Raw genomic sequence first — 13,788 nt, 5'->3', positions numbered from 1 at the left:
ATATCGATAGTCTAAGAATTTATAATCCCGCTGCCTCTCTTTTGGCCTGTTCAAAATCAGCTATTATTTCCTGTAGTATCTGGGCGGCTGGTTTAATGTCATGTATAAGCCCTGCTATCTGCCCTATTTCAAGCTCACCCTCTTCAAGGTCGCCTTCAAACATGCCTTTTTTGGCACGTGCACGGCCTAAAAGCGCTTTAAGGTCATCTACTGTGGGCGACTTGGCGTAAAGCGCTGTAACGTCATTAAAAAACTTATTCTTTATAAGCCTTACAGGTGCAAGCTCTTTCAGGGTTACATGGGTGTCGCCGTCTTTAGCCTCTACTATGGCACGTTTAAAATTTTCGTGTGAGGAAGACTCTACCGAAGCGGCAAAACGGCTGCCAATCTGTACGCCATCGGCTCCCAGTACCATGGCTGCCAGCATACCCCTGCCTGTGGCTATACCCCCTGCAGCAATAAGAGGCACTTGCAACTGCTCCTTTACCATAGGTATCAGCGTAAAGGTGGTGGTTTCCTCACGCCCGTTATGCCCCCCTGCTTCAAAGCCTTCGGCTACAACAGCATCCACTCCTGCTTCCTGGGCTTTCAGCGCAAACTTAACGCTGCTTACAACATGCACAACTGTTATCCCTTTTTCTTTAAGGAAAGCTGTCCACGTTTTGGGGTTTCCCGCAGAGGTAAATACTATTTTTACTCCCTCCTCTACTATAATATCCATTATCTTTTCAATATCCGGGTACAGCATGGGTACATTAACCGCAAAAGGCTTATCAGTAGCTTTTTTGCATTTTTCTATGTGTTCCCTTAAAACTTCGGGGTACATAGAACCGGCACCAATAATGCCAAGTCCGCCTGCATTACTCACTGCGCTTGCCAGTTTATAACCGCTTGCCCAAATCATTCCTGCCTGTATTACAGGGTACTGTATATTAAAAAGTTGTGTTATTCTGTTCATTTATATGTATTATCGTTTCACTAATTTTCCTGACTGTGCGCTTTTTGCCGACTGAAGTACAAAGGTATAAATACCGCCCGGCAAGGCCTGTACCGAAAAAGCAGGTTTATTTTTTGCAACTGTGGCTTTATACACCTGCTGCCCAAGCCCGTTATAAATAAGAATTTCGGCATCACTTTCTAAACCTGAAATTAGTACTAAATCTGTTGCAGGATTAGGGCTTATTAGCATTGATTTTTTATCAATTTGCTGAGCCGAAGCCGTATCAAGCGCAAGGGCAAAATCGGGTATGCCATAGCCATATTCGTTATCAGGATTATTAAAGCGGTCTGCAGATTGCTTTACAAGCTGTACAATTTCAGCATTGGTAAGCTCCGGCAGCGCTTGCCACAGGCAAGCCACAAGTCCGCAGGTAATAGGTCCTGAAAAAGAGGTACCGCTTGCCGCCACAATTGATCCTGATGTATTAGACACTGCCGAGGCAACTCCCCTTGCCATTACATCGGGTTTTATGCGTCCGTCAAAAGTCGGGCCAATAGAGCTGAAGGGAGAGCGTATTTCTTCTGCGTTTACCGCCCCAACTGCCAGTGTGGTAGTAGCCTCTGCAGGCATGGCTGCATAAGGATCTTCGCTGTTGCCTGAGTTTCCTGCAGATGTTACACAAACCATTCCGCGCGAAAAGGCAATATTAGCACCGCGCGATATAAAAGAAGTTTGCCCGTTTAAATCTTCATAGGTATAATCATAAGCGGGGTTATCATATTTAAAATAACCCAACGATGTATTAATAATATCAACCCCCAGGCTATCGGCAACCTCGGCCGCCTCCACCCAATAGGATTCTTCAACCGGGTTTTCACTTTCGGCATCCTCTGTCCTGAATAAATAGTAAAGTGCATCCGGTGCTGTACCTGCATATTCGCCCTCAAGGTAGCCACCCATAGTAGAAAGTACCAGTGTGCCGTGTGTATCGGTAACCGAGTAAACATCTTCCGACTCCGTTACAAAATCATAAGTACCCAGCACCTGCTCATTATCAAACAGCCGCTGAAAGGGCGCTGCTGTATCTACCCCGGGAAACCCTGAATCCATAACCGCTATGGTAACACCTGTACCTGCATAATCCTGCTGGTGCAGCAGGTGCCCGTTCAGCATAACTATCTGGTTTTGTGCGGCGCCATAATCAAAATCGGCCTGGGTTTCTAAAAATTTGTTTACGGTTTGCCTTTGTTCCGGCTGTTGCAGCCGCCCTGATGTATTAAGCAGTTTGTTGGCAAAATCTACGGATTCAACAAATTCTAATTCCGTAAGAGCATTTATGGCTTCCTCTGTACCTCGAATGTGCAAAGCATTGAGCCATTTTGATTTCGCCATTACCGTAATGCCGGGGGCACCAGATATTGCTGTTATATAGGGTTCATGCAGCGGAACATCGGTAACATCTAAGGCTATACCCTGCACTGCACGCCTGTCCAGCGCTTTTTGAGATAGCATCTGCAAAGGGTTGGAAAGATAAAAATCTGCCTCAGGCTTATCGGTAAAATATACCCAAGCGTCTTCCTGCGCGCGGGCAACAACTGCTGTAAATAACAGCAGGTATATGATAATTTTTTTCATAGCATTACAGCAAATAAACATAAGGGTTTCTTACACCTTAACGTGTAAAAACCCAAAGATACAAAAGATTACAACGATATAATTGCCGCTGTTACACCAAAACGTGTTATTTTTGCGCGAAATTTTTTTGCCGATGCTATACCTCATACTGAGCATAATATGCAGTGTTACTGTGGGAATTATCTTTAAAGTGATAAGAAAGTTCCCCGTCTCTGTTATGCAGGTAGTTATGTGGAATTATGTAGCTGCGCTGTTGCTTTGCTATTTTGTTTTTGAGCCTTCTGTTGCAGAAGCCTATGGAGATGCGCCCTGGGTTATATATGGCACACTTGCCATACTGTTGCCATCTATATTTTTATTCCTTGCTGCATCTATAAGGCACATGGGTATAGTGAAAACAGACGCAGCACAACGGCTTTCTTTAATTATCCCTATACTGGCTTCTTACTTTATCTTCAGGGAAGATTTTAATATCTTAAAAATAACGGGGTTAATAATCGGGTTTCCTGCTATCTGGCTTATTTTAATGAAAAGCGATGGTGCTAAAAGTAAAAAATGGATATTCCCTGCGGTGGTGCTTGTCGGCTTTGGTATAGTAGATATACTTTTTAAGCAAATTGCACTTTATACTACAATAGCCTACACTACCTCACTATTCATTGTTTTTGCGGGGGCACTGTTTATATCGGTACTATTTGTAGTTAACGATGTACTCACCTGCAATACTAAGCTGAATTACAGGAACATCCTATTCGGGATACTGACCGGGCTTTTTAATTTTGGTAACATCCTTTTTTACCTTAAAGCGCACCGTGCTTTTTCAGATAATCCTTCCACCGTTTTTGCCAGTATGAATATTGGCGTAATTGTTTTAGGCAGCGTTGCGGGTGTATTTATATTTAAGGAAAAGATGTCGATTTTAAATTATGCAGGTATCTTCCTTGCGCTTGCAGCAATACTTTTCATAACACTATCACAGGTTTATTAGAATTTTAAAATACTGAATTACAGCAGTATATAAATTTTTAAAAATTTTATTTGGAAATTTAAAAGTTTCTGCTCTAACTTTGCTGCAAGTTCTTTTAGAAAATTATTCTTATCCAGAAAGACCGAGGGAGTTGACCCTGTGACGTCTTGGCAACCTGTCCGCATACGGCGGATAAGGTGCCACTTTCAACCGCGCACAAGCGTGGAAAGATAAGTTTAGAAACCAGTAGATAATAGCTCGAGATATTATGTGCCTTTCTGACTTATCGGAAGGGCATTTTTGTTTTATGCCCTTTCCGGTAATGGATTTGGATAGTTTTTTACGGACTGATTCAAATGTTTTATTTAAAAATTTTCTAAATCTGAAGAACAATGAAAGAGCAAACACTAACACTGCACAGCATACCTGTAGATGCATTAACCGGAAGCATATCGGTGCCCATTTACCAAACTTCAACCTTTGTGCAGCAAGCGGCCGGCATACATAAGGGCTTTGACTATTCGCGCAGCAACAACCCCACCCGCAAAGCGCTGGAAGACTGCATTGCCCAACTTGAAAACGGCAGTAATGGCTATGCGTTTGCAAGCGGGCTTGCCGCTATAGATGCTGTTGTAAAGCTGCTTGAAACAGGCGATGAAATTATAGCCGTAGATGATATTTATGGCGGGGCGTTCAGGCTGTTTACACACGTATACCAAAAATTTGGCATCAGCGTTAAGTATGTAGATTCTACCAACAGTGCCAATATAGCAAACGCCGTAACTCCGGCAACGAAGCTTATCTGGATAGAATCGCCTACCAACCCAACCCTTAAAGTATCTGATATTGCTGCTATTGCACAGATAGCCAAAGCACATAATATAGTGCTGTGTGTAGATAATACCTTTGCATCTCCGGCGGCGCAAAAACCCATAAACCTGGGAGCCGATATTGTGGTACACAGTGCCACAAAATACATTTCGGGCCACAGTGACCTTATAGCCGGGCTTGTGGTTACAGCAACACCACAGCTTGGCGATAAGATAAAATTCATACAAAATGCAAGTGGAGCCATACTGGCCCCTTTTGATAGCTGGCTGGTTATACGCGGTATAGAAACCCTTTCGCTACGCATAAGGCAACACGCTGAAAATGCTCAAAAAATAGCAGAATACATGCTGGAAGAAAAACTGGTAAAAAATGTGTATTACCCAGGGTTACCTTCGCACCACAACCATGAAATTGCCAAAAAGCAGCAAAAATATTTTGGCGGGGTTATAGCTTTTGACCTGGCTATAGATGACAAACAACTGGCATCTGCCATTGTTTCGGGAACAAAACTCTTTAAGCTGGCAGAAAGCCTGGGCGGTGTTAAAAGCCTGTGTTGCCTGCCCTGCGAAATGACACATAAATCTATCCCCGCAGAAAAAAGGTACAGCTCGGGGGTTACAGACAGCCTTATACGCTTATCGGTAGGGCTTGAAGATGCAGATGACCTTATTGAAGATTTAAAACAGGCGTTTGCAACAGCTTTACAGCAAAAGAACGCAGTTGAAAACACAGTAGTAACAGCTAATTAAACCGGAAATGTCGAGAAAAAATTTAAATATAGGATTGTTCGGGTTTGGCTGCGTAGGCTTTGGATTATATGAGGTACTGCAAAAAACACCGGGGCTAAAAGCTAATATCAGCAGGATATGCGTTAAAGATAAAAATAAGCCGCGAGAAATTGACAAACAGCATTTTACGTATGATAAGAATGAAATACTAAACGATGCAACCATTAATGTAGTGGTAGAGCTTATAGATGATGCCGATGCAGCATTCGAAATAGTGGCGGCAGCGCTTAAAAAAGGGAAAGCGGTAGTATCGGCCAATAAAAAAATGGTTGCCGAACATTTTGAAGAACTGCTGCAATTGCAAAAGCAATATAATGTGCCGTTACTGTATGAAGCGGCTGCCTGTGCGAGTATGCCTATAATACGTAACCTTGAAGAGTATTATGATAACGACCTTTTAGAATCTATAGAAGGGATAGTGAATGGCTCTACCAACTACATACTTACCAAAACCATACAGGAAAACCTGATTTATGAAACAGCGCTAAAACAGGCGCAGGATAAAGGTTTTGCAGAAAGCAACCCGTTGCTGGATGTAGGCGGGTTTGACGCCAAGTATAAATTGCTAATACTGCTAGCCCATGCTTTTGGACATATAGCAAAACCCGATGAAATTATAAATATTGGTATAGATAACATTGGAGAACTTGAACTTAAATATGCGCGAGAAAAAGGGCTTAAAATAAAACTGGTGGCACAGGCGTATAAAAACCCGGATGGTAAGATAACTGCCTTTGTACTACCCAAATTTGTAGGCCCTGAAAACAGGCTGTATCATGTAGATGATGTGTTTAACGGGGTAATTACCAAAACCGCATTTGCCGATACCCACTTTTTTGTAGGGCGCGGCGCCGGCGCCCACCCTACCGCATCGGCAGTACTATCAGATATATCTGCGCTTAGCTATGATTATAAGTATGAATATAAGAAGATAGAACGCGGCGAAGGCAGCGGCTTAACCCATGATGTTTACCTTAAGGTATTGCTAAGGCACAGGCACGAAGACAATATTGTACTTAAAGACCATTTTGTAACTATTGAAGAATCATATACCAATAACCATTCAGCATATGTTACAGGAGTTATTTCGTTAACTAACCTGAAACAAATTGGCGAATTGTTTGGCGGAACGTCTTTCATCCTTATAGAAACCGTTGCGGCACAACATTACCAGCCAGAACTTGTAGATTAATGTTTTATTTGCACGAGCACCGCTAAAAGGCATTTATACTTTTAAGTGGTGCTTTACTTTTTATATTCCTTCACCCCGGCCTTTACTTCTACCATAATATCATTTTGCTGTGGTGGTATGGGGCAGGAATATTTGTGGTTATAAGCACAATAAGGGTTATAGGCTGTATTAAAATCGATGTAAATAATATCGCCTTCAGGCGCTTTAAGGTCAATATACCTGCCACCGCCATAGCTGCCGTTGCCTGAAGTTAGATCTGTAAACGGCAGAAAAAGATGATCTTTATACTCTTCTTTTTTAGTCAGTTCTACATTGCGGAACACATCCAGTTTGCATTCTTTACCCATTAGTTTAAAATGCAGTTCGCCATACTTAACATACATAGGTTTTCGCTCTGTAGTGGTGGGCATCTCAAATGGCTTTTCATCCGGGGTACGTACCAGTTTTGCCTGTACGCAATACTGCATATCTATCGGATAAAAATCAAGCGATTTGAACTTTTTCAGGTCTTTTTCAGTAAGAGGCGATTCTATGGGATTAGCATATTTCGCATTAAGCTGTTCCTGAAAAGCAACAGCAGCCTCTTCAGTGCATTGTGCCTGCACTGATAAAGTACATAAAAAGGAAAATATAATAAGGATTAATTTCATGGCTCTTATTTTAATAATACAAAAATAACAATTCACCTGCTAATTACCCCGATTGGTTAGCGTTCAAAATATGTAACTTTGCAACTCTAACTTTTTTAACATGTTTCGCCTTGCCATAACCCGCTATCTTAACAACTTCAGGGGCTTTAGCCGCGAAATATGGATACTTGCAGCCATTACCTTTATCAACAGGGCGGGCACAATGGTACTCCCTTTCCTTTCTAAATACCTGAAGGAAGATCTGCATTTTGATTATGACGAGGTAGGTACCGTTATGGTGTTTTTTGGCTTAGGCTCTTTACTTGGCTCGTGGCTCGGCGGCAAACTTTCAGACAAAATCGGATTTTACAAAATAATGGTTTTTAGTCTGTTCACTACCGGTATTGCTTTTTTTATTATTCAGCACGTTACAAGTTTTATGGGGATGTGCGCCGCTATGTTCGGGATTATGGTTATAGCCGATATGTTTCGCCCTGCTATGTTTGTATCGCTTGGCGCCTATGCCAAACCCGAAAACCGCACCCGCGCCTTAACGCTGGTTAGGCTTGCCGTTAATCTTGGCTTTGCCGCCGGCCCGGCACTGGGTGGGCTTATAATACTTGGCATTGGCTATAAAGGACTTTTTTGGGCAGATGGTGCAAGTTGTATTATATCCATCACCTTGTTCTGGCTTTTGGTAAAAGAGAAAAAGAAACAACCCACAGATACAGCCCATGCAGTTGTAACCAATAGATATCACAGCGTTTTCCATGACTTTCCTTATATGCTTTTCCTGCTCAGCAGCTTTTTAACGGCTGTAACATTTTTTCAGTTGTTTACCACCCTGCCGCTATACCATAAAGAGGTTTACGGGCTTACAGAGTTTCATACCGGTTTACTTATGTCTTTAAACGGGCTTTTGGTATTTGCGCTAGAAATGCCCTTTGTAGGCTACTTTGAGCGCAAAAAAGTCGCAAAGCTTAAAATTGTGCTGTGGGGCTCTTTCTTAATGGGGTTAAGTTTTTATGTACTGCTTTTAAATGTATGGCTGGGTGTGCTTATAGTCGGGCTGCTTTTCCTGACATTTGGTGAAATGTTTTGCTTTCCTTTTTCAAACTCATTCGCTATGGGCAGGGCGCCACGCGGCCACGAAGGCAGGTATATGGCATTTTATACCATGACGTTCAGCATGGCACATATAGTCAGCGCAAAGGCGGGTATGGGTATAATAGACGAATGGGGCTATAACACCAACTGGGTGGTTATGGGTAGTGCAGGTATGCTTGCCATGTTATGTATTGTGTTGTTGCAATATAATTTACGCACTGAATACAAATAATTTACTTCTGCAATACAATATTTAACTAACGGTTTAGTTATTTAACTACAAATTTAGTTTGAAAACTAAAAAAATAGTTTTAGCTTTGTTTGTATAAATACTCAACCATGCAAAAACTGACAAACAAGGAAGAAGAGATCATGCATATTTTATGGAAGCTGGAAAAAGCTTTTGTAAAAGATGTGCTTGCAGAAATTAAAGACGACAAGCCTCATTACAATACCCTTTCTACCATTATAAGAAACCTGGAAGAAAAAGGCTATGTGGGGCATACGGCTTATGGCAACACACACCAGTATCATCCTGTAATAACGAAAGAAGAGTACAGGCAGGGGTTTATGAACAACGCCATACAAAACTACTTTAATAACTCTTACAAGAGTATGGTATCCTTTTTTGCGAAGGAAGAGAAGATAAGTGCTGAAGAATTACGCGAAATACTCGAAATGATCGAAAAAAAGAAATGATATGGAAAACCTTATCATCTATCTGCTAAAGGCATCAGGGCTGGTGGCTGTGTTTTATACAGCTTACTACACCCTGCTGAGAAAAGAAACTTTTTTTACCTCTAACCGCAGCTTTCTGCTGGCCGGGCTGGTAACATCAGCTGTAATGCCGCTACTGGTACTAACGCATACCGTATGGATAGAGGCTACAGAGAAAACACAGGTGCAGCTAACGCCTGAAGAACTGCAACAATACCTGCAAATGCAGCAGATGGCAGCGCTGCAAAGCGAACCGGAACCCATTAACTGGTACAATATAGCAGGTTATATTTATGTTGCAGTGGCTGTATTTTTCCTGTTCAGGTTTTTATACCAGCTGTATTTAGTAAGGAAGATGCTAAAAGGTGAAAAAATCATTAAGCAAAATGGCTTTAAATATATTGATTCCGAAACTGTACAGTCGCCGTTCTCATTTTTCAGCTACATTGTTTATAATTCAAAGTTACTGACAGATAACGAACTCGAAAATGTGCTAAGCCATGAAAAAGTACACAGCAGGCAAAAACATTCTGCTGATATGATAATCAGTAACCTGTTTTGCATACTGTTGTGGTTTAACCCTTTTATCTGGCTTTACAAAAAAGCAGTGGCACAAAACCTTGAGTTTATTGCCGATGCCCAAGCCATAAAAGAAATAGCCGACACAAAAGCCTATCAAAAAACATTATTAAAAATAACAGTACAGCCCGAATGTACTGCAATCATCAATCACTTTTATCAATCATTAATCAAAAAACGAATCGTTATGCTTAACAAAAAACAATCTAAAACGAGAAATTCGTGGAAGTACGCCGCTGTACTACCAGTACTTATTGCCTTTATGGTTTTGTTTCAGCTCGAAGTAAGGGCACAGCAAACAGAAGAAGCAGAGAAATCTGTTTATATTGAAAGCACTAAAGTTGCGCTTGAAGTCAATAAGGATAGTAAAGACGAAGCGCTTGAAGCAGAGAAAAATTTCTTTAAGTCGGAATATAATGTTGATGTTAATTTTTCCGCAATTAACCGTAACGATAAAGGAGAGATAACTGCCATAAAAGTTACCATTAACGATGGTACTGACGAGAGCGTGTACCAAGTTAAAGGCTCTAAGCCCATAAAAGCCTTTACGGTTGAACTGACTACAGACAACAACGGTAACGTAAAAACAGGCTTTGGTGTAACGGAGGGGCTTAAAATCAGTGCAGGCAGTATTGACGTTAATAATACTGATGAAGATACCTTATTCCTTAACAGGCAGGATATACTGAAAGACAGAAACGCAATCAGGGACAGGCAGGGCTTCGGAGAAACGGCTGTGCAGCAACCGGCTGGCGTTAACGGACACTGGTCATTAAGCAGTTGGAAGTTTGGCGACAAAGATGCACTTGTAATTATAAACGGTGTAAAGCAGGAGAAAGGTGAGCCTATAAAAATTTCACTTGATGAAGAACTAAGCGAAGTAAAAGTGCTTACACCTAAAGAAGCCAGGAAGAAATATGGTAAAGAAGGTAAAAACGGCGCTATGGAGGTAACTACTAAAAGAGAGCAATCAGGCCGCTTTACCACCTATACCTTTACAGAAACAGTACCTTCACGCATGAACATGTATATTGGGAATGAAGGGCTTGATTATGATGTAATGATGGCAGAAGTTGCACGTATGCGAGAATTTGCAAACGTAAATTTTGAATCGTCAGAAATTATACTTGCCGACCAGCTGAAAACTTTGGGTAACCTGACGCCTGAAGAAATAGAAACGATAAAAGAAGACCTGAAAAAAGCACAAATTGAAATCCGCAAATTAGGAGACGAAAATTTCAGGACTTTTAAATTTTCACTTGAAGATTTTGAAACGGCAAAAGAAGCCATGGAAGAAGCCCGTACCGCTATAGAGGAAAGAAGAAGTGAACTGGAAGACCGCAGGCACATGCTTAACGAGCGGAGGGAGCAAATTATTAAAGAGCAGAAGCAGCAGGCCGAAGAAAAGCGCAAAGCTGCAGAAGAAAAAAGAAAGGAAGCTGAAAGGCAGAGAAAAATTTAAAACGGATTACTTCATCTTAAATACTTAATTATGAGTTAAGGCGGCTTTAATAAAGCCGCTTTTTTTGTATTTTTATACAACCCAATAAGATAGCTATGTTTAAATTACTAGCAAAACTAAACAAGTGGCTGCTGCCCAATTATACTAAAGAACAGTTGGATTTAGCAAAAGCTACAAAACTGCAGAAAGCAATTATTGCCTGGAAGTATTATGTAACTACCCGCGCACTCAGCTAATACACAAGCGGAGCAAAAACATTATATTGCTTAATCTTCTCGCGCCCATTGAGGAACGAAAGCTCCATTAAAAAGTTGCATTGCACAATAGTGCCACCAAGCTTTTCTACAAGTTCACAAACAGCCTTGGCAGTTCCGCCTGTGGCAAGCACATCATCATGAATAATAACCCGCTCCCCTGCTTTTATAGCATCGGTATGTATTTCTAATACATCTGTCCCATATTCAAGCTCATAAGACGCGGTAAGGGTTTCATAAGGCAACTTCTTTGGCTTGCGCACAGGTACAAAGCCTGCATTAAGCCCATTGGCAATTAGTGTCCCGAAAAAGAAACCCCTGCTCTCTACCCCTACCACCTTATCAATTTTTTCGTCACGCAGATTTTTAAGCAGCATGTCAAGGCAGGTTTTCGTTGCTTCCGGGTTAGCGAGTAAAGGTGTGATATCTTTAAAAGCAATTCCCGGTTTCGGAAAATCCTGTATTTCACGTATATAGTTTTGTATATCCATTTTTTTAAGTTTTTGTTGGTTATGCGTTTGCAAGTTAATCATTATTGTTCTATATTTGCACCCGCAAACAACAACACGGAAGTTCATTAAAAACAACCGATTTTGTTAAGCAAACGGCCTCGTGGCGCAACTGAATAGCGCATCTGATTACGGCTCAGAAGGTTACAGGTTTGAATCCTGTCGAGGTCACGAAAAAATTCCCTAATTATCTTTAGGGAGTTTTTTGCTTTTATACATTAAGCTATATTACAATCCTGCAATCAGATAATATAAAGGGAAGCCTAAAGTTATATTTACCGGAAAGGTAACTCCAAGAGCCATAGGCAGGTATAAGCCCGGGTTAGCTTTTGGGGCTGCAATTTTCATAGCGGCGGGTACTGCAATATAAGAGGCACTCGCTGCAAGCACTGCAAACACAAACCTGCTCGAAATATTATCCGTAACAAGAGCGCTCAGGTAAGCCGCTGCACAGCCGTTAACAAGCGGAAACACAATACCAAACGCAAACGGGAACCATCCTTCCCTGAAAAGTGTGTTTAGCTTGCGCCCGCTTACAATACCCATATCCAGAAGGAAAATAGCAAGGAAACCTTTAAAAATATCGTTAGTAAAAGGCTTAATGCCCTGCGCCTGCTCAGCGCTTGCCATATAGCCAATTATAAGGCTTCCCATAATAAGCAGCACACTGCCGTTTGTTAACGAGTGTGTTATAACATTGCGCTTGCTTACACTGCTGCCCTCCCTGTCAAACAACGATATCAACACAAGGCCGGCTATAATAGCGGGCGATTCCATAAGTGCCATAATGGCTACCATGTGCCCTTCCAGCTTAAGCCCGTGCATTTCGAGATAGCTTACCGCCGTTACAAATGTTACCGCGCTAACAGAGCCATATGCCGCAGCAATAGCACCGGAGTCAGCGATGCTGAATTTCTTTTTTAGGATAAAGAAAGTGTAGAACGGAATTATAAGCGCAAGCAGTATCCCGAACAGCATGGAGAGGGCTATCTCGCTGCTGAAATGCTCGTGTGAAAGCTCCTGCCCTCCTTTAAAACCAATAGAAAATAATAAGTATAACGATATAAATTTTGATGAATTTTGCGGTATTTCAAGGTCACTTTTAAGATAAACGGCAATAATGCCAAGGCAGAAAAACAATAAAGCGGGGTTGGTGAGGTTTTCTGCTAATAATGATAAGTTCATACTGGGTTGTGGTGAGTTATGTTTCTATTTTTTTGAGGCTCTGATAAGCCTGTCGTTTATAGCGCTGCCAAGCCCTTTTTCAGGAAACTTTTCAGCAATAATGATATCGGTATTGATACTGTCGGCATAGTGCAGGGTTCCATACAACTTTGCGGCGGCCTCTTCGAAATTGCCGCTTTCGGGCAACACAATTTTTTTTTCAGCTATCAAGTCCCTGCACATCCTGCTGTACCCTATAACTACTGTGCTTAATCCGCGAAAACCTGCCAAAGCCTTTTGTATATCATCGGTAACAACAAGTGGCGTACGCGGAGAATAATGCCTCGGGTACATTCCGGGTGCCTTTGGCGTATTGGTTGAAGCTGTTTTTATTGTAACATTTCCTGTAACGTCTTTTACCTGCGCTGCAGTAACGGCTCCATGCCTGTACACTACCGGAACTCCCTCATCAAACCCGACAATGGTAGATTCTATTCCCACACTGCACGTGCCGCCATCCAGTATGTAAGGTATCTTACCATCAAAATAATCAAAAACATGCCTTGCACTTGTGGGGCTTATTCGCCCGAATGGGTTGGCACTGGGGGCAGCAAGCGGCTGCTTTAGTGTGCGGAGTAAAGAGATCGTTACCGGGTGTGATGGTACCCTTACAGCAACCGTATCAAGCCCTGAAGTAACATTATTGGGTATGTTGCTTTTCTTTCGCAGCAAGAGTGTGAGCGGCCCGGGCCAGAATACGTCTGCAAGTTTGTAAGCTGCTTCGGGAATATCATGGGCAATTTCCGGTAAAGTATCAGCAGAATAGGTATGCACAATAAGCGGGTTTGCTTTTGGCCTTTCTTTTATGCTGTAAATATCTCTAATGGCTTCCTGTTGATATATAACACCTGCAAGCCCATAGACCGTTTCTGTAGGTATTGCCACAACCTTACCTGATTGCAATGCTGCGGCGGCTGTATCTATATTTTTTGTTATCTTGGTTGTCATAAACTA

At 41.8% G+C, this 13,788-nt stretch carries 13 protein-coding genes, 1 tRNA gene and 1 riboswitch; of the genes, 8 read left to right on the top strand and 6 right to left on the bottom strand.

Annotated features, from left to right (window positions below; translation table 11 throughout):
- Positions 1–19 precede the first annotated feature (19 nt).
- Complete coding sequence (locus KJK34_RS01080; protein ID WP_223051996.1) at positions 20–958, bottom strand: NAD(P)H-dependent flavin oxidoreductase; 939 nt, start codon at positions 956–958, stop codon at positions 20–22.
- Positions 959–967: 9 nt separating this feature from the next.
- The gene (locus KJK34_RS01075) at positions 968–2,575 is read right to left on the bottom strand and encodes a S8 family serine peptidase (RefSeq protein WP_223051995.1); all 1,608 of its coding nucleotides are present in this window, start codon (positions 2,573–2,575) and stop codon (positions 968–970) included.
- Positions 2,576–2,687: 112 nt separating this feature from the next.
- On the opposite strand from KJK34_RS01075, the gene KJK34_RS01070 reads away from it, so the two are divergent.
- The 3 genes from KJK34_RS01070 to KJK34_RS01060 all read left to right on the top strand — a co-directional run bounded on the left by KJK34_RS01070 (position 2,688) and on the right by KJK34_RS01060 (position 6,353).
- The gene (locus KJK34_RS01070) at positions 2,688–3,563 is read left to right on the top strand and encodes an EamA family transporter (protein WP_317196851.1); all 876 of its coding nucleotides are present in this window, start codon (positions 2,688–2,690) and stop codon (positions 3,561–3,563) included.
- Positions 3,564–3,668: 105 nt separating this feature from the next.
- A riboswitch (SAM riboswitch) is annotated at positions 3,669–3,779 on the top strand.
- Between the two features lie 155 nt (positions 3,780–3,934).
- Positions 3,935–5,122 carry a trans-sulfuration enzyme family protein gene (locus KJK34_RS01065; protein WP_223051994.1) on the top strand — a complete coding sequence of 396 codons (1,188 nt, stop codon included), beginning with the start codon at positions 3,935–3,937 and terminating at the stop codon, positions 5,120–5,122.
- Positions 5,123–5,129: 7 nt separating this feature from the next.
- Positions 5,130–6,353 carry a homoserine dehydrogenase gene (locus KJK34_RS01060; RefSeq protein ID WP_223051993.1) on the top strand — a complete coding sequence of 408 codons (1,224 nt, stop codon included), beginning with the start codon at positions 5,130–5,132 and terminating at the stop codon, positions 6,351–6,353.
- Between the two features lie 53 nt (positions 6,354–6,406).
- On the opposite strand, the gene KJK34_RS01055 is transcribed toward KJK34_RS01060, so the two are convergent.
- Positions 6,407–7,003, bottom strand: a complete 597-nt coding sequence (locus KJK34_RS01055) for a DUF1684 domain-containing protein (RefSeq protein WP_223051992.1) — start codon at positions 7,001–7,003, stop codon at positions 6,407–6,409.
- A 100-nt stretch (positions 7,004–7,103) separates the two neighbouring features.
- Between KJK34_RS01055 and KJK34_RS01050 the strand changes: the two genes are divergently transcribed.
- From KJK34_RS01050 to KJK34_RS01035, 4 genes are all read left to right on the top strand, one after another.
- Positions 7,104–8,321, top strand: coding sequence for an MFS transporter (locus KJK34_RS01050; RefSeq protein ID WP_223051991.1), 1,218 nt, complete (start codon positions 7,104–7,106; stop codon positions 8,319–8,321).
- Between the two features lie 107 nt (positions 8,322–8,428).
- Positions 8,429–8,788 (top strand): BlaI/MecI/CopY family transcriptional regulator, encoded by a 360-nt coding sequence (locus KJK34_RS01045; protein ID WP_223051990.1) that lies wholly within the window; start codon positions 8,429–8,431, stop codon positions 8,786–8,788.
- A gap of 1 nt (position 8,789) precedes the next feature.
- On the top strand, positions 8,790–10,847 hold the full coding sequence (locus tag KJK34_RS01040) for a M56 family metallopeptidase (RefSeq protein WP_223051989.1): 2,058 nt from the start codon (positions 8,790–8,792) through the stop codon (positions 10,845–10,847).
- Between the two features lie 95 nt (positions 10,848–10,942).
- Positions 10,943–11,083, top strand: coding sequence for an SsrA-binding protein (locus KJK34_RS01035; RefSeq protein ID WP_223051988.1), 141 nt, complete (start codon positions 10,943–10,945; stop codon positions 11,081–11,083).
- Here the strand turns inward: KJK34_RS01035 and KJK34_RS01030 are convergent.
- On the bottom strand, positions 11,080–11,592 hold the full coding sequence (locus tag KJK34_RS01030; RefSeq protein ID WP_223051987.1) for an adenine phosphoribosyltransferase: 513 nt from the start codon (positions 11,590–11,592) through the stop codon (positions 11,080–11,082). The genes KJK34_RS01035 and KJK34_RS01030 overlap by 4 nt on opposite strands.
- A gap of 115 nt (positions 11,593–11,707) precedes the next feature.
- Here KJK34_RS01030 and KJK34_RS01025 point away from each other — a divergent pair.
- A tRNA-Arg gene (locus KJK34_RS01025) sits at positions 11,708–11,781 on the top strand.
- 57 nt (positions 11,782–11,838) lie between these two features.
- Here KJK34_RS01025 and KJK34_RS01020 read toward each other — a convergent pair.
- Positions 11,839–12,795, bottom strand: a complete 957-nt coding sequence (locus KJK34_RS01020; protein ID WP_223051986.1) for a sodium-dependent bicarbonate transport family permease — start codon at positions 12,793–12,795, stop codon at positions 11,839–11,841.
- Positions 12,796–12,819: 24 nt separating this feature from the next.
- Entirely contained in the window at positions 12,820–13,782 is a 963-nt protein-coding gene (locus tag KJK34_RS01015; RefSeq protein WP_223051985.1) for an L-threonylcarbamoyladenylate synthase, read from the bottom strand.
- Between the last annotated feature and the right edge of the window lie 6 nt (positions 13,783–13,788).

The sequence above is a fragment of the Flavobacterium coralii genome, from assembly GCF_019891545.1.
Classification (GTDB): Bacteria; Bacteroidota; Bacteroidia; order Flavobacteriales; family Flavobacteriaceae; genus Flavobacterium; species Flavobacterium coralii.
The sequence above is the reverse complement of the archived record's forward strand: the minus strand, read 5'-3'. Positions and strand labels throughout refer to the sequence as shown.